This window comes from Brevibacillus sp. FSL K6-0770, assembly GCF_038000275.1.
Lineage (GTDB): Bacteria > Bacillota > Bacilli > Brevibacillales > Brevibacillaceae > Brevibacillus > Brevibacillus parabrevis.
The window spans coordinates 5,649,398-5,668,491 of the sequence record NZ_JBBOBQ010000001.1 but is presented as its reverse complement, the minus strand read 5'-3'; the positions used below and the strand labels follow the sequence as shown (position 1 = coordinate 5,668,491).

General features: G+C 51.2%; 24 protein-coding genes and 2 pseudogenes. 22 read left to right on the top strand and 4 right to left on the bottom strand.

Annotation, left to right across the window (positions count from 1 at the left end; genetic code table 11):
* Window positions 1-92: 92 nt before the first annotated feature.
* From NST23_RS28555 to NST23_RS26950, 5 genes and pseudogenes are all read left to right on the top strand, one after another.
* On the top strand, window positions 93-260 hold the full coding sequence (locus NST23_RS28555; protein ID WP_425592737.1) for a hypothetical protein: 168 nt from the start codon (window positions 93-95) through the stop codon (window positions 258-260).
* A pseudogene (locus NST23_RS28550) lies at window positions 203-503 on the top strand (IS66 family transposase). Before NST23_RS28555 ends, NST23_RS28550 begins: the two are co-directional and overlap by 58 nt.
* Before the next feature lie 81 nt (window positions 504-584).
* A complete protein-coding gene (locus tag NST23_RS28545; protein WP_445662507.1) occupies window positions 585-665 on the top strand; it encodes an IS66 family transposase in 81 nt (26 codons plus the stop codon).
* A gap of 96 nt (window positions 666-761) precedes the next feature.
* On the top strand, window positions 762-881 hold the full coding sequence (locus NST23_RS28540) for a hypothetical protein (protein WP_370641085.1): 120 nt from the start codon (window positions 762-764) through the stop codon (window positions 879-881).
* A gap of 271 nt (window positions 882-1,152) precedes the next feature.
* Window positions 1,153-1,629, top strand: coding sequence for a hypothetical protein (locus tag NST23_RS26950; RefSeq protein ID WP_122962483.1), 477 nt, complete (start codon window positions 1,153-1,155; stop codon window positions 1,627-1,629).
* A gap of 84 nt (window positions 1,630-1,713) precedes the next feature.
* Here NST23_RS26950 and NST23_RS26945 read toward each other — a convergent pair whose 3' ends face one another.
* The 3 genes from NST23_RS26945 to NST23_RS26935 form a co-directional block, all read right to left on the bottom strand.
* Entirely contained in the window at window positions 1,714-2,151 is a 438-nt protein-coding gene (locus tag NST23_RS26945; RefSeq protein ID WP_122962484.1) for a hypothetical protein, read from the bottom strand.
* A 122-nt stretch (window positions 2,152-2,273) separates the two neighbouring features.
* The gene (locus NST23_RS26940) at window positions 2,274-2,471 is read right to left on the bottom strand and encodes a helix-turn-helix domain-containing protein (RefSeq protein WP_122962485.1); all 198 of its coding nucleotides are present in this window, start codon (window positions 2,469-2,471) and stop codon (window positions 2,274-2,276) included.
* A complete protein-coding gene (locus NST23_RS26935; protein WP_167470229.1) occupies window positions 2,468-3,007 on the bottom strand; it encodes a sigma-70 family RNA polymerase sigma factor in 540 nt (179 codons plus the stop codon). Before NST23_RS26935 ends, NST23_RS26940 begins: the two co-directional genes overlap by 4 nt.
* A 176-nt stretch (window positions 3,008-3,183) precedes the next feature.
* Here NST23_RS26935 and NST23_RS26930 point away from each other — a divergent pair.
* The 16 genes and pseudogenes from NST23_RS26930 to mdh all read left to right on the top strand — a co-directional run.
* A pseudogene (locus tag NST23_RS26930) lies at window positions 3,184-3,318 on the top strand (RNA-guided endonuclease TnpB family protein); the annotation flags it as partial.
* A 370-nt stretch (window positions 3,319-3,688) separates the two neighbouring features.
* The gene (gene eutL, locus NST23_RS26925; protein ID WP_063228860.1) at window positions 3,689-4,339 is read left to right on the top strand and encodes an ethanolamine utilization microcompartment protein EutL; all 651 of its coding nucleotides are present in this window, start codon (window positions 3,689-3,691) and stop codon (window positions 4,337-4,339) included.
* 35 nt (window positions 4,340-4,374) lie between these two features.
* On the top strand, window positions 4,375-4,866 hold the full coding sequence (locus tag NST23_RS26920) for a BMC domain-containing protein (protein WP_063228861.1): 492 nt from the start codon (window positions 4,375-4,377) through the stop codon (window positions 4,864-4,866).
* Entirely contained in the window at window positions 4,866-6,359 is a 1,494-nt protein-coding gene (locus tag NST23_RS26915) for an acetaldehyde dehydrogenase (acetylating) (protein WP_173596317.1), read from the top strand. Before NST23_RS26920 ends, NST23_RS26915 begins: the two co-directional genes overlap by 1 nt.
* A 42-nt stretch (window positions 6,360-6,401) precedes the next feature.
* A complete protein-coding gene (gene eutM / locus NST23_RS26910) occupies window positions 6,402-6,689 on the top strand; it encodes an ethanolamine utilization microcompartment protein EutM (RefSeq protein WP_005827515.1) in 288 nt (95 codons plus the stop codon).
* Between the two features lie 6 nt (window positions 6,690-6,695).
* A complete protein-coding gene (gene pduL / locus NST23_RS26905) occupies window positions 6,696-7,475 on the top strand; it encodes a phosphate propanoyltransferase (RefSeq protein ID WP_063228863.1) in 780 nt (259 codons plus the stop codon).
* A 16-nt stretch (window positions 7,476-7,491) separates the two neighbouring features.
* Window positions 7,492-8,310, top strand: coding sequence for a hypothetical protein (locus tag NST23_RS26900; protein ID WP_173596318.1), 819 nt, complete (start codon window positions 7,492-7,494; stop codon window positions 8,308-8,310).
* Between the two features lie 4 nt (window positions 8,311-8,314).
* Complete coding sequence (locus tag NST23_RS26895; protein ID WP_063228865.1) at window positions 8,315-8,602, top strand: EutN/CcmL family microcompartment protein; 288 nt, start codon at window positions 8,315-8,317, stop codon at window positions 8,600-8,602.
* A gap of 2 nt (window positions 8,603-8,604) precedes the next feature.
* Complete coding sequence (gene eutS / locus NST23_RS26890) at window positions 8,605-8,946, top strand: ethanolamine utilization microcompartment protein EutS (protein ID WP_063228866.1); 342 nt, start codon at window positions 8,605-8,607, stop codon at window positions 8,944-8,946.
* Window positions 8,943-9,386 carry a EutP/PduV family microcompartment system protein gene (locus NST23_RS26885; protein ID WP_063228867.1) on the top strand — a complete coding sequence of 148 codons (444 nt, stop codon included), beginning with the start codon at window positions 8,943-8,945 and terminating at the stop codon, window positions 9,384-9,386. The genes eutS and NST23_RS26885 overlap by 4 nt, the downstream gene beginning before the upstream one ends.
* 75 nt (window positions 9,387-9,461) lie before the next feature.
* Window positions 9,462-10,922 carry a sensor histidine kinase gene (locus NST23_RS26880; RefSeq protein ID WP_063228868.1) on the top strand — a complete coding sequence of 487 codons (1,461 nt, stop codon included), beginning with the start codon at window positions 9,462-9,464 and terminating at the stop codon, window positions 10,920-10,922.
* Window positions 10,888-11,484, top strand: a complete 597-nt coding sequence (locus tag NST23_RS26875; protein WP_425266752.1) for an ANTAR domain-containing response regulator — start codon at window positions 10,888-10,890, stop codon at window positions 11,482-11,484. Before NST23_RS26880 ends, NST23_RS26875 begins: the two co-directional genes overlap by 35 nt.
* A gap of 158 nt (window positions 11,485-11,642) precedes the next feature.
* Window positions 11,643-13,103 (top strand): ethanolamine ammonia-lyase reactivating factor EutA, encoded by a 1,461-nt coding sequence (locus tag NST23_RS26870; RefSeq protein ID WP_122962490.1) that lies wholly within the window; start codon window positions 11,643-11,645, stop codon window positions 13,101-13,103.
* 20 nt (window positions 13,104-13,123) lie between these two features.
* Window positions 13,124-14,485 (top strand): ethanolamine ammonia-lyase subunit EutB, encoded by a 1,362-nt coding sequence (locus NST23_RS26865; protein ID WP_122962491.1) that lies wholly within the window; start codon window positions 13,124-13,126, stop codon window positions 14,483-14,485.
* 20 nt (window positions 14,486-14,505) lie between these two features.
* Window positions 14,506-15,438 carry an ethanolamine ammonia-lyase subunit EutC gene (eutC, locus tag NST23_RS26860; protein ID WP_173599541.1) on the top strand — a complete coding sequence of 311 codons (933 nt, stop codon included), beginning with the start codon at window positions 14,506-14,508 and terminating at the stop codon, window positions 15,436-15,438.
* A gap of 33 nt (window positions 15,439-15,471) precedes the next feature.
* Window positions 15,472-16,413, top strand: a complete 942-nt coding sequence (gene mdh, locus NST23_RS26855) for a malate dehydrogenase (protein ID WP_122962493.1) — start codon at window positions 15,472-15,474, stop codon at window positions 16,411-16,413.
* 116 nt (window positions 16,414-16,529) lie between these two features.
* Here the strand turns inward: mdh and NST23_RS26850 are convergent, their stop codons facing one another.
* Complete coding sequence (locus tag NST23_RS26850; protein ID WP_063228874.1) at window positions 16,530-17,813, bottom strand: haloacid dehalogenase-like hydrolase; 1,284 nt, start codon at window positions 17,811-17,813, stop codon at window positions 16,530-16,532.
* 314 nt (window positions 17,814-18,127) lie between these two features.
* Here NST23_RS26850 and NST23_RS26845 point away from each other — a divergent pair, with 314 nt between their 5' ends.
* Window positions 18,128-19,072, top strand: a complete 945-nt coding sequence (locus NST23_RS26845) for an aminopeptidase (RefSeq protein ID WP_340964979.1) — start codon at window positions 18,128-18,130, stop codon at window positions 19,070-19,072.
* Window positions 19,073-19,094 lie beyond the last annotated feature (22 nt).

Genomic DNA, 19,094 nt, shown 5'->3' with positions numbered 1-19,094 from the left:
CTTTAGGTACAGCTTAGATTTAAGATCAATTGGATGTACTGCTTGAAAAATAGAAGGACACCGCTTCGTTTGGTAAAGTGATGCAGAAGTACGTGGACAGCCAACCGTTGTACAGACAGGAGCAGCAGTTTGTCCGCATGGGGCCGCCCATCTGCTCTACGATTACCGGACAACGCGCGGCGGTGAGCATCCCCGGAACTTTCTGGCGGGGTTTGGCGGCTATCTTCACGTGGACGGCTATGCCGGTTACCACAAGGTGAAGGATGTCACCCCTCGTTGGATGCTGGGCGCATGCGCGTCGCAAGTTTGACGAGGCGTTGAAGGCGCTGCCCGCCTCCCCAGACAAAGACGAAACAGCAGTTCAGCAAGGGCTTCAATTCTGCAACCAGCTCTTTGCCATTGAGCGGGAACTGAAGGACGTGACACCAGAGGAACGTTATACCGTCCGAATGGAGCGAAGCAAGCCCATTTTGGACGCTTATTTGGCATGGTTGCGTCAGTAACGCCCCCGAATGCTTCCCAAAAGTCTGCTGGGGCAGGCGATTGCCTACAGCCTGAATTAGTGGGACAAGCTGACGACGTTTTTGCAGGATGGGCGGCTCGAGATTGACAACAACCGCAGCGAGCGGTCGATGAAGCCGTTTGTGATCGGACGAAAGAACTAGCTGTTCGCCAATACGCCTCGCGGTGCAAAGGCGAGCGCAATCATCTACAGTGTCATCGAAACAGCCAAGGAGAATGGACTGAACCCGTTCAAGTACTTGACGTACCTATTCGAACAACTCCCGCAGCTTCCCGTTCTGAAAAATCCAGAAACCCTGGATAGTTTGCTGCCTTGGTCGCCGTCGTTACCGCTAACTTGCCGCGTGTTCAACTCTTGACCCCAGCATAGACCAGCAACAAGGTGGGGGCTATTTGACGCTTACGGCTTTCTGTCATTTTCCTGGCTCATGCATTTTGGGCCTTTTTCTCTATGCCTAAACAGATCATCTTCGTTCTTTTTGAAATTACGATTTAGGTAAAATGGGGCATTTGCATAATTTACATAATATGGTAATATTAAGTGATAATTCAAATTGTATGTTCATTTTCCATAAAAGTATGCATTTCCTTTTTTGTTGAGGGGATGCACTTATAAAGGAGATGTCACCCTTGAAAAAATTTTATATCCTTATTTTATCTCTCATCGGAATTATTGCACTCAGTAACCTCGTCTATTTTCCTGGATTGAAAGTCTGGGCATTTGATGAGCTAGCCTTATTTGATAAGCAAAAGATAACCTCGCTTACTATTCATAACCATGAAGAAAATGAAAAAGTAGAAATTACTGACCCAAAAGAGATTCAAAAAGTACTCAATGATTTTTCCAAAATGGAACTTCGCAGAATTAAAAGCGAATCTGATGCAAATAACTCTGGTGCAAAAGAAGTAAAAGAAAATGTTCATACGTATACCATTGATGTTTATGCAAATAAACAGGATATCGGGACAATTTATCTCTCTGGTACTACATACATGATATTTTACGGAAAATCATCATCTGACGATATCCCTGTTTATAAAATTGAAAATAATCCTGACTTAGAAATCCACGAAGTGTTCAATTCAGCAAAAAAAAAAATAATTTGACACCATGCAACTTATTACTCCCTGTAATATTAAGATCAAAAGGAGATATTCGGCTATTGAACCGAATATCTCCTTTTGTATTAATTACGGTTGTTCCCAACGACCATTTTTATCCTGTAGTCGAAGAATATTTCCTTTACCTGTGATTAGTCGAATGTCTTCATAGTCCATAAATGGGAATTCCAACTTAGCCTTTCTGTATCCATTTCGTTTCATGAAACGACGAGTATCATGCATATCGTCGATCGCAATCCGAATATTATCTTCTAATTGTTTCTTCAAATTCGGTGATAAGGATGCAACCAAACCAACAACACCTACCGCGATACTGAGAGGTCGGACAAGATTAAATACGATCCCAATTACAGACGCCGTAAGTGAAGCCATATTCGCCAGTTTATTATCATCCATTTGGATTACACCGTATTTGAGAACGTCCGACATAGCTTCGGCAAGATCATCAAGGTCGTCTTGGTCAACAGTAATCGTATCAACGTATTGTTTCAATTTTGTACGTGCCATAATTTATCTTCCTCCGAAAATTTATTCCAAGCAATTTTCCGCGCGGTGATTAACTTGGTATTCATTAAAGTGAATCGAAGGTAAAAAATAACAACCCGATCTCAAAATTTTTTCTTTGCTTATCATAAGCAATTTTTTGTGCTATAGGTTTTGACAGCTCTAATCATCCGAAAGACTATTTCTTGACGTATGTCCTCACGTACACCTATATCCGTGAATTTCAACGACTTGCGAATCTTTGGCTCAAATCTTTCTATGATCTCTACCATTGCACTTTCATCATTATTTTGCGCTCGCTTTACCAGCGTTAACAGGCTCATGTATTTTCGCCTCCCAATAGCTGTTTTCTAAGCTTCAGTAACGCTCGTTTCTTTGTTTTAGAAACTGCTTGCTGGCTTGTGCCTAACAGGGTCGCAGCCTCCACCTCTTTGAGATTCCTCAAATATAGAAGTGCAAGTATCTCCCTTTCCTTTTCTGTGAGAGTTTGAACAGCATCCAAAACTCGTTTGTCAGCTATTACATCCTCCCACTTAGCTTTGTTTTCCCACTCACTTTTGCCAGTGTCACTAACAAAGCTGTCTATCACCCTTTCAATTTCATCTGTAGGTTGGAATACCTTTCCTATCTTTTGAGTACGAACAGCTAACTCGATAGCTGTAAAACGGATGAGTGATGAAATATATTTGATTAGTTGAAGCTCAGCGTAAAACTCCTGAATCCTACTATTCAATTCATCATTTCTCTTCTGCGTATCGTCCGGTGAAGCAATCACTCTTTGGCATAGTTGCTGATTGTCTTCTTGAGCTAGAAATGCATCCAAAAACTTTTGATTTGATAAGTTAGTAGGCCTGAACAAAAAATCCCTCCCAAACAAGATCGTACGTTCTCTTTTTGAACAAAAAATAAAAGTGCCAGATTCTCACTGACACGTCCCGTTCTACAATATCCATTTTACTAAATAACTAAACCTTGCATTGGTTTATTCCTTAAATGTAAATTTTTGTAATTAAGTGTAAGCTTACGCACTCTCACCTTCCCCTTTACGCTGTAACAGATGATGAAAAGGTACGTTTCTTTGGTAATGGCAAACAAAATAAGTACATGAAGCGTAAGTTTCGTTCTGAACGCCAAGCATTAGGCAAAAAGAAAAAGGGAAATGCGATTCGTAGTTCAAGGTCATTTTATCGCCTGTCTCAGTTCATAAAAAATTCCTCCTTGGGTTTCGGTTGTATCGTGCTCATTGCGCCGGCTTGCAGGCTTACCTGTCCCGGCTACACACCAAGAATAGTCAGGGCTTGTGTCCGCCAAATGACCGGAATATGGAAAAGTCGTGGAATACCGAAAACGCTTGCATTTTTTCCTGCCTTGTCATACATTAGAAGCAGGAATAAGATCGCAGAATTGGCGTGATTCTTATCCAAACAAGTGAATAGACAAAAGGCAAAGGTGCCCTTGAACACGAGTCTTGTTCTTTCGTGTTTAGGCACCTTTTTTTGCGTTTTGAAAAGGGAAGTTGTCTGAAAGGAGTGTGACACGCATGGAAAAACCAATTCGAGCGACGCCGCTTGCGATCCGAATGATTCCCAACGTCGATCCACAATTTGCGGAGAAGCTGAACCTGCCTTCCCATATTCGCAGTGTGGGGATGCTTACATCCACCATTGATGATGTGGGCTATACGGCCATTGATGAGGCGACGAAAAAGGCAGCTGTAGAAGTGATTTACGCCAAGTCGTTTTATGCAGGATCTGGAAATGCGTCTGGTCCGTTGTCCGGCGAGTTCATCGGGATGATCGGTGGAGCGACGCCATCGGAGGTAGAGAGCGGTATCGATGCAGCCGTTGCATTCATGGAGAGTGGAGCTTGCTTTTACTCGTTAAATGAAGAGGGGACGCATGCGTATTACGCACATGTCGTGTCGCGGACGGGCAGCTACTTGTCTGGGCTCGCCGGAATCAGGGAAGGGGAGCCGCTCGCCTATCTGATCGCTCCGCCGCTTGAGGCCATGTACGGTATTGACGCCGCCCTCAAAGCAGCAGATGTGCAGATGGTGCAGTTTTTTGGCCCGCCCACGGAAACGAACTTTGGGGGAGCGTTGCTTACTGGAAGCCAATCGGCATGCACTGCCGCAGCAGATGCTTTTGCCGACGCTGTAAGAAGCGTTGCCCGACAGCCAGTCAAACGATAAAAGGGATTTTCCCTCTTGAAGGGGAGGAAATGTAAATGCGCGCTCATGCATACTCACTGGGCATGATTGAAACACTTGGCTTGCCCGCTCTTATTGCGGCCGCTGATGCTGCTGCCAAAGCGGCAGACGTCAAGGTCGCCACATATGAAGGCGCGGACGGCGGGATCGTAACGGTCTACGTAATCGGAGATGTCTCTTCGGTTCAGGCGGCTGTTGACGCTGGCGCTGAGGCGGCAAAACGCGTTGGACGCTTGCTGCACTCCCACGTCATACCGCGTCCTGATGAAAATGTTCCGAAAATGATTAAAAATCTGATGCGTTCGGAAGCGCAGGAAGAAGCGAAGCCGCAGCCTGCACAGGCAAAGGCAGAGCCGACGCTGGCAGAGCAATCGATCAACGATCTGCGCAAGCTGGCTCGCTCGTTTGCTGATTTCCCGCTCTCGACCAATGACATCAATACGGCGAAGAAAGAAGACCTCATTCGCCTGATTGAAGAAAAGCAACAAGGCGGAGGTGACAAAGCATAATGACACTCGACGCTGATTTGTATTCCATTCAGGAAGTGCGTACGTACCTCGCCCAAGCGAAGGAAGCGCAGGCGAAGCTCGCTACTTACACGCAAGAGCAAATCGATCGGATCATCACTGCCATGTCCAAGGCTGGGGTTGAGAATGCCGAGCGTTTGGCGGCTCTTGCGGTTGAGGAGACAGGCTTCGGAAACGTCCCGGACAAACGGATGAAAAACTTGTTTGCTTCCCAAGATGTTTATGCTTCCATCAAAGACGTGAAAACCGTCGGCATCGTTCGCAAAGACGAGGAAAACAAAGTGTGGGAAGTGGCACAGCCGGTAGGAATCGTCGCCGGGATCGTACCATCCACCAACCCGACATCGACCGTTATTTTCAAGTCGATGATCGCGCTCAAAGCGAGAAACGCAATCGTATTCAGTCCGCATCCGTCGGCAGCCAAGTGCACGCTGGAAGCAGCGCGACTGATGGCACAGGCGGCTGTGCAGGCTGGGGCGCCGGAAGGCTTGATCCACTGCGTCTCCAAGCCGACGCTTCCAGCGACGAATGAGCTGATGAAGCACAAGCTGACCAATGTGATCCTCGCGACTGGCGGTACGCCAATGGTGCGGGCTGCATACAGCTCCGGAAAGCCTGCTTACGGTGTCGGACCAGGAAACGTTCCGGTCTACATCCACCACAGCGCTGACCTCGCTGCTGCTGCCAAGCGCATTGTGCAGAGCAAAACCTTCGACTACGGCACCATTTGCGCCTCCGAGCAGGCACTGGTGATCGAGGAATCGGTCAAACACCAGATGATTGCTGCCTTGAAGCGCGAAGGAGCGTACTTCCTGGACGAAAACGAGAAGGCCAAAGTAGCCGCCATTATTATGGTGAACGGCTCGCTCAACGCCAAAATCGTTGGACGTTCCCCGCATGTGATCGCGCAAATGGCAGGCATCTCGATTCCTGCCGAAACACGAGTGCTGATCGCGGAAGAAACCGGAGTAGGCAAAGAGTATCCGATGTCGGTGGAAAAATTGGCACCGATCCTCGCTCTCTACACCGTTTCGGGAGACAACGAAGCGTTTGCCCGCTGCCGGGAGCTTTTGACGCATGGCGGATTGGGGCACACCGCTGGGATTCACGCGCAGGATGACAATGTGATTGCATCCTACGGTCAAGCGATGCCGGCTTCCCGCATCCCGGTCAATACCGGAACGACTTTCGGGGGAATCGGAGCAACGACTGGCGTGCAGCCATCCTTTACACTCGGATGCGGTTCTTTCGGGAACAACATCACATCCGACAACATCGGTCCGAAGCATCTCTTCAACATCAAGCGCGTCGCTTTTGGCGTGAGAGAAATGCCTGAGTCCACGCCAGTGCAAGCTGCTGCAACGACACAGGCGGAAGAAGCTGTGCTGCAAGCTGTCTCGTCCATGAATGTCGGCCTGAGCCGGGATGAGATCAAAAACATCATTAAATCTGTTTTAACTGAAATGACGTCCTAAAACGTTAAAAATTTGTCCATATAATTAAGGAGGAACGAAAACATGGCTGGAGAAATGTCCGCATTGGGAATGGTAGAAACAAAAGGTTTGGTAGGAGCAGTTGAAGCTGCTGACGCAATGGTAAAAGCAGCTAACGTTAAATTGATTGGCAAAGTACACGTAGGTGGCGGTCTCGTAACAGTCATGGTACGTGGTGACGTAGGTGCAGTAAAAGCTTCCACGGACGCAGGCGCCGCTGCTGCCGAAAAAGTAGGAGAGCTCGTATCTGTACACGTTATCCCACGTCCACACGGAGACATTGAATTGATCCTGCCTAAGCTCGAAGGGTAATCCCCTATGGCAGTTATTACAGAAGCATCTTTGAGAGCAATGCATAAGACAGGCATCCCAAACCCCTTTCTCATTGAGAAAGGGGATAAAATCACACCAGCAGCGGCAGATTTCTTGAAAGGAAGAGGGATTCAAGTGAAATCTTTTGAAGAACAACAACAGCAACCTTCCACCAATCAGACTGCCGAGGCAGTGCGGGAAATTCCCCTTGGTGTATCGAATCGCCACGTTCATTTGTCGCCAACCGATGTAGAAAAGCTTTTTGGAGCAGGACATCAGTTGACGCCAATGCGCGATCTGTCGCAGCCTGGTCAGTTTGCTTGCCAGGAAACCGTGACAATCGTCGGGCCAAAAGGCAGCATTCACGGAGTGCGGATTCTGGGGCCAGCGCGTGGCGCGACACAAGTGGAAATCTCTCGTACTGACGGTTTTGCGCTCGGTGTGCACGCTCCTGTGCGGATGTCCGGAGATATTGAAGGAACACCGGGTCTGGTACTCGTAACAGCAAAAGGCACAGTTGTACTCGACAAAGGTGTAATTGTAGCCAAGCGGCACGTTCATATGTCGCCTGCGGATGCCGAGCAATACGAAGTGAAGGATGGCGACACGCTGATCCTTGCGACGCAGAGTGACCGCCCTGTCATCTATCCGGATGTAGTTGTTCGCGTACATCCACAGTTCGCACTCGATTTCCACGTCGATTTGGATGAAGGGAATGCCGCCAATTTGAAAACGGGCGACCGGGTAAAAGTGATCGGCAAAAACGGCCAGTTTTACTCCGGCTAACGGAGGTAGAGCTTTGATGGACATCAGAGAAATGGTGGCATCGATTACAAAAGAAATTTTGCTGTCGATGAATACAGAAAAGAAACCTGAAGCACCTCGTGTCCTGTATGTCTTTTGCGACAGCCAGGCTCATGAGGCGTTTCAGGATCATTTTATCCAGTTGAAAAACCACGGCATCTGCCACGACATTCTCTTCCTGGACGGGGAAACCTCGTCCTGGCTGGGAATGCACAAGATCGAATGCGGGGGAGCAGGCAAAGTCCTGACTGCGGATGAGTACGCTCCTGCGCCATTGGAAGTGCCAAAAGATTACGCTGGTATCGTCATCCCGGAAATCGATCTGGACAATGCGGCAAGAATCGCATCCGGGTTGAAAGGCACGATCAAGGCAGAAATCGTCTTTTCCGCACTCGTGACAGGCAAGTTCGTCATTGCAGGCTCCGATGTGCCGGGCATCAAGCGTGCCGACCGTCGCACCCTGCAAACATTGACGCTGACGCCAGCCTATGAAAAGCTGTTCGAGCGCCACGTGGAAGCGATGAAAGAGCTGGGCGTAGAGTTTGCGGAACAAAAACGTTTGGCCGATCGCGTAGTCTCCAAGCTGAAAGCGCAGTTGCCAAAAGCGGAGGCAAAGCCTGAACAGCCGACATTGACTGCGTTGGACGAGGCAGAGGCGGTTTTTTCCGGCAAGCTGCTTACGGCTGACTGGATCAAATCCCAACCGGAACTTCGGGATACGACCTTGCATGTGAAAAAAGGAGCGATTGTCTCTCCTTTGGCTTACGACAGCATGAGGGAGCGCGGCATTACGGTCAGCTACTTAGGAAAAGGGTGATCGCATGTTTTTGGGAAAAGTGATCGGCAGCGTTTGGGCAACCCAAAAGGAAAACGGCATGGAAAATTTGAAGCTGATGGTTGTTCAGCCGATTGACTGGCGCGGCGAAGAGAGCGGGCAAACCGTGATCGCAGCAGACCGGATCGGGGCTGGGATCGGCGAGCAGGTCATCGTTTCACGAGGAACGCCTGCCCGGATTCTTTTCACGGGCAACAGCGTGCCGATCGATGCGATCATCGTAGGTATCGTGGATTCGTTTGAAGTGCCGGGGGCCGCAGGAGGAGAGGAATAGCGATGGAACAGGAACGTTCGCGAGTCATACAGGAATTTGTGCCAGGAAAACAGGTCACGTTGGCTCATGTGATCGCAAATCCTGACCCTATGCTTTACACCAAGCTGGGGATCAAGGAAGCCGGGGCAATCGGCATTTTGACCCTGACACCGACAGAAACAGCCATTATTGCTGCGGATATCGCGACAAAGGCTGCGGGTGTCGAGCTTGGATTTCTCGATCGCTTCACAGGCTCACTGATTGTCGTTGGGGATGTTTCTGCTGTGCAGATGGCAGTGGATGCGGTCAATCAGGTGTTGAGTGAAAAACTGCGGTTCACACCGGCGCTGGTGACGAAATCATGACAGGCCGTGTCATGATCATCGGTGCTATCGAAGCGGGCAAGTCTTCTCTGGTCAAAGCGCTGTTCAACGATGAACAGCCAGCCAGGAAGACTCAGGCGCTTGAATATCGGGACTGGGTGATTGACACGCCGGGCGAGTATAGCGAAAATCCGATGTTTTACCGCACGCTGATGGCTACCTCGCTGGAGGCGACCATCGTCGTGATGGTTCAGGATGCCACTCGCGACCGCAACTACTTTCCCCCAGGTTTCGCGCAAGGCTTTCCCCAAGCTTGCGTAGGGGTCATCACGAAAGTCGACCATCCCGATGCCGATGTACAACGAGCGGAGGGCTACTTGCGCCAGTCTCTGGGCGACGCGAGAATATTCCCGACGTCTTCCTACACGAGCGAGGGAGTGCCGGAATTGCGTGCGTATTTGCAAGAAATTGTCAGCGAATAAGCCTCTTTCCGCCGTAGCGAGTCTGTGAGAAAATGAAGTCAATATCAAACTCCTAGCAGGTGAAAAGAGGTTCGCATGCAATCCATACGGGAACTGTGCAAATCGTCTACGATATTGAGTGAGGACGACATCCAGATCGTGGAGGACCTTGCTTCCAAACTGCAAATTTTTGCCGATCTGTCGCAGGCAGACATGTTCATCGACTGCCCGACCGTAGATCGAAGTGCTGCTTTGGTTGTTGCGCAGGCCAAGCCGGGCACGGCGCGTTCCATGTACAGCGGTTCAGTCGTAGGCCATTTGGCGACTGCGATCAACGAGCCAGCCGTCATGTACTGCCTGACTACAGGCAAGCCGGTCATTGGCTCCAGAGGTGTATCGCAAGAGCAGGTCGTCATGCGTCAAAGCGTCGTACCGATCACAAACGCCGAGGGCAAGACGATTGGCACGCTGATTACCGAGCAAGACATTTCCAAGCAGGTAGAACAAGAAAAAAACGTCGAAATGCTCAAGGAAACGACCGAGCATCTCAGCGAGACACTGATTCAGTTTGCTGTGCCTGACATGCCGATTTCTTCGCTTCTGCATGAGGGCATGATTTTGTTTGATCAGAGCGGAATCATTACGTATGCCAACGGGCGTGCCCACAAGCTGCTCTCCATGATCGGCTTTGATCGGCCGGAAAAGGGAGAGAGCATCGAACGCATTTTTTCCTGGAGAGTTTCCCCGGAAAATTTCGTGCGCCATGGCGGCTACATTCAGGATGAGTTGTCAAAAGGGAAGCATTTTATCATGATGAAAGCGGTTTCGTCCGTTCGCAAGCTCGACATCATCGGGGGCATTATTTTGCTCCGGGACATTTCGGACATCCGCGAAAAAGAGAAGCAGCTGATGATCAAGTCGGCTGTCATCAAAGAGATTCACCATCGCGTGAAAAACAATTTGCAAACTATTTCAAGCCTGCTGCGCCTGCAAATGCGCCGGTCGCAGTCAAACGAGATTGAGAAAGTATACCGGGAGAGCATCAACCGGATTAACAGCATCGCCATTATTCACGAATATTTGGCGCAAGATGGTCTGGAACAGATCGATTTCAAAGAGATTCTCACCAAAATATCGAAAATTATCGTCTCCTCGATGAGACGTTCAGAGCAAGCCATACACGTCGTCGTGACGGGGGAATCCGTGTACCTTCCGTCCAACAAGGCGACATCTTTTGCTTTAATTGTCACGGAGCTGATTCAAAATTGCATGATTCACGGATTCCGCGAGCTTCATGAAGGGCGCATCTCGATTGCGCTCGTCTCGAAAGACGATTTCGTCAGCCTGTCTGTTACGGATGACGGAGTGGGAATCGAGGATATGGAGCATATTCATAAAAAGGGACACCTTGGCCTGAAAATCGTCGATACGCTCGTCAGGGAAGACCTGGAAGGAACCATGCATTTCCGCAACACAGGCAACGGAACGGAAGTTACCATTCTCTATCCGATCCAAAAGGAGGATGAAGATGACACAGCCGAAGATTATGGTGGTTGATGACGAGCCGATCATCCGCATGGACTTGCGCGAGATGCTCGAAAACGAAGGGTATCAGGTAGTGGCCGAGGCGAAAAACGGGGAAGAGGCAGTCGAACTCGCTCATCGCCACAAGCCCGACCTCATCATCATGGACGTCAAAATGCCGGGCCTGAATGGGATCAAGGCGAGTGGGATCATCCGCACCTTTTCGGACTGCTCCATCCTTCTTTTGACCGCGTACAGCCAGAAGGAACTTGTCCTGGATGCGCGCAAAGCCGGGGTAACGGCGTATCTGGTAAAGCCTGTATCCGAAGATGACCTGATTCCTGCGGTCGAGATTGCGCTCAGCCAAAAGGAAAAAGTGGTGTCGCTGAAGAAAGATATTAGTGATCTGAAACAAAAGATCGAGGATCGCAAAGCAGTGGAAAAAGCCAAAGGCAAGCTGATGAGCGCGCTCTCCCTAGAGGAGGAGGCCGCTTACAAATGGATGCAGCAAGTAAGCATGCAACGGCGCATGCCACTTGTGAAGCTGGCGGAAGAAATTCTTTCAGGCGAGCAAACGATTTTGACTCAGGGGTAATGTCTCTGAGCAGTTTTTTCATAAAAAGAAACGAACGCAACAAGTAGATAGCAAGAGAAGCAAAGGCGCTTGTATCAGACCGGAAGCGATTATTTCGGCTGTTCAAGCGTCTTTTTGCTTGCCTCGTCTGGCACGCCAATGGTTCAAGGAGGTTCATTATGGATGAACAGTGGATCCAAAGCGTCGGCATCGATGTCGGAACCAGCACAACGAAAATGATCGTCAGCCGATTGCGGTTGGGGCGCATGTCCAGCACGTTTTCGCTGCCGCGCTACCAGATCGTGGAGCGGCAGCTGCTGTATGCGAGTGAGGTGCATTCCACCCCGTTGATCGGGTTTGACGAGATTGACGCTGAAGGAATCGGTGCGATTTTGCAAGAGGAGTACAGAAAGGCCCAAATCAGTCTGTCGTCCATCAAGTCAGGCGCCGTGATCATTACCGGAGAGACAGCCAGCAAGAAAAACGCGCAGCACATCGTTCATCTGCTGGCGGAGCGATCCGGCGATTTCGTGGTAGCAACTGCGGGAGCGGACCTTGAAGGCGTGCTGGCAGGCAAAGGCGCGGGGGCGGAAAAACGCTCGCAAACGATCCAGGGAACGATCGTCAATGTCGATATTGGCGGCGGGACGGCGAATGCTGCTTACTTCCAGCGCGGCCGAGCGATTGCGACGGTGACTTTTCACGTCGGAGGCAGGCTGATTCGCCTGGACCAGCAAGATATGGTTACGTACGTGTCGCCGAACATCCAGGCATGGCTTTCTGCGAAAGGCTTGCGCATCACGGTCGGTCAAAGAATCAGTCTGGCCGAGATTTCGGAAGTGGCGCGGCAGATGGCGTGCAGCATGCTGGATTACTTGACGGGAAAAGAGCGGCAAATATCGGGCTTGCTGGTAGTAGGGCCTCAATTGCGCGGCGATTTCCCGGTGGAGGAGCTGACCGTTTCCGGCGGGGTCGGGAAGCTGATGGAAGGCGCTCCCGTAAGAAGCATGGCAGATGTGAGTCGCTACGGCGATTTTGGCCCGCTGCTCGGTTACGTGTTGCAGCAGGAGCGGGAAAAAGGGACGTACGCGGTTAACTGGCTCGATCCGGAACAGACGGTGCGGGCTACGGTTATCGGAGCAGGCATGCAAAGTACGGAGATCAGCGGATCGACTGTGCATATCAAGCCTGAGCTGCTCCCGATCAAAAACATTCCGATTCTCAAGCTGGAGCTTACCCAGGAGCAGTTGGCGAACCCGGCGCAGCTTCATCAGGAAGTGGCGGCGATTTACCAGCTGGGGGAACGGCTTTTTGATAAAACGACAGGAATCCCGTTCGCACTCGCGATCTCGGGCATCGGCTATTGCTCGTATGCGTTGCTGCAAACGATATCCCAGGAGCTGTCCGATCAGTATCGGCACTATTTTGCCGAGAGCCAGACGATGGTCGTGATCTGCGAGACAGATATGGCAAAAGCATTGGGGCAGGCGCTGGCGCTGCGTTGCAAGGGCGCACCGGAAATTATTTGCATCGATCAGGTGCGGGTAGAGTATGGCGATTATATCGACCTGGGCGAGCCGATTTCGGGAACGATTATCCCGGTCGTGGTAAAAACCCTCGCTTTTGACGAGAAGGCGTAACGTATAAAGGGGTGGACAAAATGAACACGAAAACGACTGTGCTTGGACAGACCTATCAATTTCGCGATTTGAAAGAAATTTTCGCGAAGGCAAACGAAGACAAATCAGGAGACCAGCTGGCTGGGATCGCTGCTTCCGATTCACGGGAACGCGTAGCTGCCAAGCAGGTTTTGGCTGACTTGACTTTGGCCGACATCCGCAACAACCCCATGCTTCCTCCAGAGGAAGACGAGGTCTCTCGTGTCATTGAAGAGGGGATTAACGAGAAAATTTACAACGAGATCAAAAACTGGAGCGTTGCCGAGTTGCGCGAGTACATTTTGAGCCACAATGCGGGCGAGAACGACATCAAGCGGATCAGCCGCGGCTTGTCCAGTGAAATGATCGCCGCAACAGCAAAGCTGATGAGCAACCTCGACCTGATCACAGCGGCGGCGAAAATTCGCAATGTGACCCACTGCAACACAGCGATTGGCCAGCCAGGCGTACTGGCCGCACGGGTACAGCCAAACCATCCGTCGGACAACGTGCAAGGGATCAAGGCAGCGCTGTACGAGGGGCTTAGCTACGGAATTGGCGACGCGGTTATCGGGATCAACCCGGTTATCGATACGGCAGACAGCGTCAAAGATATTCTCACGATGACCAAAGAAGTGATGAACAAGTGGGAGATCCCGACGCAAAACTGTGTTCTGGCGCACGTCACTACCCAAATGCGGGCAATCCGTCAAGGTGCGCCTGCCGACCTGATTTTCCAATCACTCGCAGGCAGCGAAAAAGGCAACAACGCTTTCGGTATCGACGTCAAGCTGTTGGATGAAGCAGATGAGCTGATGCGCAAAGAAGGTACGTCCTACGGGCCGAACTTCTGGTATTTCGAGACGGGGCAAGGCTCCGAGCTTTCTTCCGAGGCGCATTTCGGCATCGACCAGGTGACGATGGAATCCCGCTGCTACGGATTGGCTCGCAAGTACAACCCGTTTATCGTCAATACGGTTGTCGGCTTCATCGGACCGGAATATTTGTACGACAGCCGCCAGGTCATCCGGGCAGGTTTGGAAGACCACTACATGGGCAAGCTGCACGGGCTGCCAATGGGTTGTGACGTATGCTATACGAACCATATGAAGGTTGACCAGAACGATATGGACAACTTGGGTATTTTGCTCTCGGCGGCAGGGGTCAACTTTGTCATCGGGGTAGCCATGGCGGACGACGTCATGCTGAACTATCAATCGACCAGCTTCCACGATATCGCTGCGTTCCGCGAAGTTCTCGGCCTGCGCCCGGCGCCTGCCTTTGAAAAATGGCTGGAGAAAATGGGGATCATGGAAAACGGCAAGCTGACGGCAAGAGCGGGCGATCCGACAATCTTCATGTAAGAAGAGGGGGTGTATGACGGATGGAACAACAATTGGATTTTTTAGTAGACAAAGTAGTGGCAGAACTGCAAAAGAAACTGTCTGAGCTGGGAGAAAAAGCTCCTGCGCAAGCGGTGGAACAGGCCGTGGATGAAGTGGTTGAAGCAAGCATGCAACCAGGCGCACAGCCAAGCGTGGAAGTGAATGGGGCAGCAGCTTTCCAGTCCGACGTATCGGAGGAGCCGGAGAGAACGGCACAAATCCCGAATCCGCAATGGAAAGAAGGACTCGATGAGCTGTTGACAAGTACGCCAGCCCGGATTGGCGTATGGCGTACAGGCGTCCGACCATTGACCAAAACGATGCTGCAATTGCGTCGCGATCACGCGGCAGCCGTTGATGCCGTATACGGCGAAGTCCGCCAGGAAGTGCTCGACCAATTCTCCCTGTTCACAGTGGAAACGCAGTACGACAACACCGAGAACTATTTGAAACGCCCGGACATGGGACGCATTCTCACAGATGAGGGAGTACGCCTGCTGCAAGAGCGTTGCCAAAAGAAACCGCAGGTGCAAATCGTCGTGTCTGACGGTCTGAGCGCCAGCGCGGTGGACGCCAACCTGAAAGATGTGCTGCCGTCCTTGCTGGACTCTTTGAAAAGCTACGGGCTTAGCTGCGGCACACCGTTCTTTGTCAAAGGCGGCCGCGTAGCAAGCATGGACCATATCGGCGAAGTTTTGGAGCCGGAAGTATTGGTCATGTTGATCGGCGAACGTCCCGGTCTGGTCACGGCGCACTCGATGAGTGCCTACATGTGCTATCGTCCGCGCAAAGGGATGGTAGAGTCCGAGCGTACCGTTATCTCCAACATTCACCGTCAAGGCACATCGCCCGTTGAGGCGGGAGCACATATCGGCACGATTCTCTCCAAAATGCTGGAGCAAAAAGCAAGCGGTGTGAAGCTGGTCTTGTAAGATACGTGGAAAATGACCCGAGGAGGAACTACCATGACATTCCGCAGAAAAAAAGTAGCCGTCATCGGAAGCGGCTTTACCGGAGCGACCACTGCGTTCATCATGGCGCAAAAAGAGTTGGCTGACATCGTGTTGGTGGATATCCCGCAGCTGGAGAATCCGACCAAAGGAAAAGCGCTGGATATGATGGAATCTTCGCCGGTTCTCGGTTTTGATTCCTCAATCACAGGCACATCCGATTACAAAGACATTCAAGGCTCCGATATCGTCATCATCACCGCAGGGATTGCCCGCAAGCCGGGCATGTCCCGCGACGACCTGGTGGCAACAAACGCTGCCATCATGCGTTCTGTAGCGGAGCAAGTGAAAATTTACGCGCCGAACTCCATCGTACTCATCTTGTCCAACCCGGTTGATGCGATGACGTACACGTTCTTCAAAACGTCCGGCTTCCCGAAACACCGCGTCATCGGTCAATCCGGTGTACTCGACACCGCCCGTTTCCGCACCTTCGTGGCCATGGAGCTGAACGTTTCTGTAGAAGACGTCACAGGCTTCGTACTGGGCGGACACGGTGACGACATGGTTCCGCTCTTGCGTTACTCTTACGCTGGCGGCATCCCGCTGGACAAATTGATCCCGCAAAATCGCCTCGATGCCATCGTCGAGCGCACGCGCAAAGGCGGCGGTGAGATCGTCGCCCTGCTCGGAAACGGCTCCGCCTACTACGCGCCTGCCGCTGCCCTGGTGGAAATGGCAGAAGCGATCCTGAAAGACAAGAAGCGCATTTTGCCATCCATCGCATATCTGGAAGGCGAGTACGGCTACCACGACCTGTACCTGGGCGTGCCTACTCTCCTGGGTGGAAACGGCATCGAAAAAGTCATCGAGCTGGATTTGACTGCCTCCGAGAAGGCGGCACTGGACAAATCGGCTGACTCTGTTCGCGCGGTTATGAAAGTAGCTGTGCAGTAAGCGCGCGTGCTAAAGAAGAAGGAAGCCCTGCCATCCGGATTTGGCGGGGCTTTTTTCGTGGGAATGCAAAGAAAAGCCGCCCCTACTGGCAGGGCGGTTTTTCGGGCTTTCGGTTCTTATTTGCTGATCAGTTTTGGCTCTTTTTCGCCCAGCTTGATCGTAGTCTCGCTCGGAATCCACATGCCTGTGTTTTCGTCACGGCCTTGCAGCACAACTGTTGGGTTGGCTTTTCCAAGCTGTTCGGCTGCTTTCGCTGCTTGCTGACCGATTTTGCCGCCTTTGACGCGGTTTACGACCAGTGACAGTTGTACGCTGTCCAGCTCGGTCATCATTTCAAAATCGCCGTTGCTGTCGCCTGCGATCAGGATTGGGCCGTAGCCGTACTTTTTCGCGAGTACGCTTTGGATGACTTCTGTTTTGCCGTGACCGACAGTAATTGGATAGTTTGGCTGGTACACGTTCGTGATCAGGCCATTCTCTGTCTTCAAGCGCATGCCGATAATGTTTTCAGTTGGCAGGTTGTATCCGTATTTTGGCAGAGTGGCAAATACGCGGACAACGTCCTCAAGCGATGCCGATACGACGTACACGTCGATACCGTTGGCGCGCAGAGTGTTCATCAGGTTTGCCACTTCCGAAGTCAGGCGCAGTCCTGTTGTGTGAGAAGCGGTGACCACGCCAGCTTTGCCAGCCAATGCTTTCGGGCTTGTCCAGGTCACTTTTTCAATCGCCATGCCCAGACTGACGTCATTGGAAGTCTCGGCAAGCTGATGAACTTCGTCGATCGTCATGTTGGTGAACAGGTAGAGCACCCATGGATAGCCGACGGAGTTGCTGTGTGTATCGTTGATCGCTTCGTACAGGAAAAACAGCTTTGTCTTGAAGTCAGCGAATTGCTCCGTTGCTTTCACTTCCTCCAATGTCTTCGTTCCTTTAAAGCCTTTGTAATTTTGGTACAGGTACGTGTAGTCGGCAACCAGGTCGCTTGCGATCGCGTCGAGCGTCACTTGCTTGCCGTCCACGTTTTTGTACGAATCGGAAAAAGGTCCTTCTGGCACATTGGTGCGGATGACTTTGCCGAATTGTTCCGGCGTCATTTTGTAGGCGAGGTGGTTGATCTGGTAGACGAAGAGAGCTTCCTCTGTGTCGTGCATGATGCTTGTATTGTCCCAGTCAAAAACGGCGTACGGTTTTTTTGCAGCGTTGTAGGCAGGATTTTGCATGCCGTTTTTCTCAATCAATGCGTTGACAGCCTGATAAGTTGCAGGCGCCCATTTCCCCTTGTCGAGCGCTTGCGCGGCTGGTGTGGCAGCCTGTGCGGACACAGTAGTCGCGAGCAGAACAGCGATCATCAGCAGTGTCAGCCACCAAAAGCTGCGTTTTGCCAGTGTGTGAGACATAGTTGTCATCCCCTCTTCTTTCTGTAGTTTCGTCGATTTGCCAAATGAAAACGCTATCATTTTTTCGGGAAGTGGACCAAAGGCAAAAAAACAGGGCCCTTCCCGGCGCTTGACGCAAGCGCAGAAAAAGACCCCATTGTCTTTTGCGTTTTTATTTGTACATCCATCATACTAAATTCAGCCAAAAAATCAAGAAAATTTCGCCAGTTGTCTGCCAGGCAGGAGTGGGTGGAAAAGAACGCGAAGTCAAAAAGGTTTGCAGGTTCGTGATGGACATAATGAATAAAGAGATGTCAGGAAAAGGATGATGAACGGTGAAGCTGATCGAGACGAGCAAGGGCATTTTGACCAATTGCATGGCGTTAAAAGCAAACGAGTCTTTTCTGGTAGTCGCGGACGAACCGAAGCGGGAGCTTGGCGAGGCGCTATGGGAAGCCGGCAAGCAGCTTGGAGCAGAGTCAGTGCTGATAGTGATGACAGAGCGTGAAAAGTCCGGGCAGGAGCCGCCTGTGGCGGTAGCAGCGGCGATGAAGAGTGCCGACGTGGTCGTGTGTGTGACCGAGCATTCCTTGACGCACACCAAAGCGCGCAAAGAAGCAGCGGCAAACGGGACGAGACTTGCCACCATGCCAGGCATCACCGCAGACATGTTCCTCGAAGGAGCGATTTCTGCCGACTATGCACAAGTGAAAGTGCTGACAGAGAAAGTGACCGAGCTGCTGACCGCAGCCAGTACCGTGCGGATTGAAAAGGCAGGAAAATCGCTCACTTTTTCCATCGCCGGACGCAATGGCGTGCCGAGCACAGGCATGTATGTCAATCCGGGTGAATCGGGCAACCTGCCTTCCGGAGAAGCGTATGTGGCACCGCTGGAAGGAACGGCAGAGGGACAAATCCTCGTGGACGGCTCGATCGCCGGGATTGGCAAAATCGACTCGCCCCTTTTGTTGACGATTGAAAAAGGGCGGATCACGCAGGCAGAAGGCGCATCGGCTGAGCGACTGCTGCAAATTTTGGGCGATCAAGACGGCCGTCTGCTCGGCGAATTTGGGATCGGAACGAATGACAAGGCACGAATTACGGGAGTCGTGCTGGAAGACGAAAAAGTGTACGGAACGATTCACGTTGCGTTTGGCAGCAACAACACATTCGGCGGCACGATTGTGGCGGGAGTGCATATCGATCTGGTGGTCAAAGACCCGGATGTGTATCTGGACGACACATGCATCATGAAAAGCGGGAAGCTTTTGGGACAGTAGCCGACTTGACCCGGGAGCCAGG

What these genes read in the sequence shown, in the direction of transcription:
- NST23_RS26880 (WP_063228868.1), top strand. Translation starts at nt 9,462, where the DNA reads ATGCAATCCATACGGGAACTGTGCAAATCGTCTACGATATTGAGTGAG.
- NST23_RS26850 (WP_063228874.1), bottom strand. Translation starts at nt 17,813, where the DNA reads ATGTCTCACACACTGGCAAAACGCAGCTTTTGGTGGCTGACACTGCTG.
- eutM (WP_005827515.1), top strand. Translation starts at nt 6,402, where the DNA reads ATGGCTGGAGAAATGTCCGCATTGGGAATGGTAGAAACAAAAGGTTTG.
- NST23_RS26920 (WP_063228861.1), top strand. Translation starts at nt 4,375, where the DNA reads ATGCGCGCTCATGCATACTCACTGGGCATGATTGAAACACTTGGCTTG.
- NST23_RS26865 (WP_122962491.1), top strand. Translation starts at nt 13,124, where the DNA reads ATGAACACGAAAACGACTGTGCTTGGACAGACCTATCAATTTCGCGAT.
- NST23_RS26870 (WP_122962490.1), top strand. Translation starts at nt 11,643, where the DNA reads ATGGATGAACAGTGGATCCAAAGCGTCGGCATCGATGTCGGAACCAGC.
- NST23_RS26940 (WP_122962485.1), bottom strand. Translation starts at nt 2,471, where the DNA reads ATGAGCCTGTTAACGCTGGTAAAGCGAGCGCAAAATAATGATGAAAGT.
- eutS (WP_063228866.1), top strand. Translation starts at nt 8,605, where the DNA reads ATGGAACAGGAACGTTCGCGAGTCATACAGGAATTTGTGCCAGGAAAA.
- NST23_RS26895 (WP_063228865.1), top strand. Translation starts at nt 8,315, where the DNA reads ATGTTTTTGGGAAAAGTGATCGGCAGCGTTTGGGCAACCCAAAAGGAA.
- NST23_RS26900 (WP_173596318.1), top strand. Translation starts at nt 7,492, where the DNA reads ATGGACATCAGAGAAATGGTGGCATCGATTACAAAAGAAATTTTGCTG.
- NST23_RS26945 (WP_122962484.1), bottom strand. Translation starts at nt 2,151, where the DNA reads ATGGCACGTACAAAATTGAAACAATACGTTGATACGATTACTGTTGAC.
- eutL (WP_063228860.1), top strand. Translation starts at nt 3,689, where the DNA reads ATGGAAAAACCAATTCGAGCGACGCCGCTTGCGATCCGAATGATTCCC.
- mdh (WP_122962493.1), top strand. Translation starts at nt 15,472, where the DNA reads ATGACATTCCGCAGAAAAAAAGTAGCCGTCATCGGAAGCGGCTTTACC.
- NST23_RS26885 (WP_063228867.1), top strand. Translation starts at nt 8,943, where the DNA reads ATGACAGGCCGTGTCATGATCATCGGTGCTATCGAAGCGGGCAAGTCT.
- pduL (WP_063228863.1), top strand. Translation starts at nt 6,696, where the DNA reads ATGGCAGTTATTACAGAAGCATCTTTGAGAGCAATGCATAAGACAGGC.
- eutC (WP_173599541.1), top strand. Translation starts at nt 14,506, where the DNA reads ATGGAACAACAATTGGATTTTTTAGTAGACAAAGTAGTGGCAGAACTG.
- NST23_RS26915 (WP_173596317.1), top strand. Translation starts at nt 4,866, where the DNA reads ATGACACTCGACGCTGATTTGTATTCCATTCAGGAAGTGCGTACGTAC.
- NST23_RS26875 (WP_425266752.1), top strand. Translation starts at nt 10,888, where the DNA reads ATGAAGATGACACAGCCGAAGATTATGGTGGTTGATGACGAGCCGATC.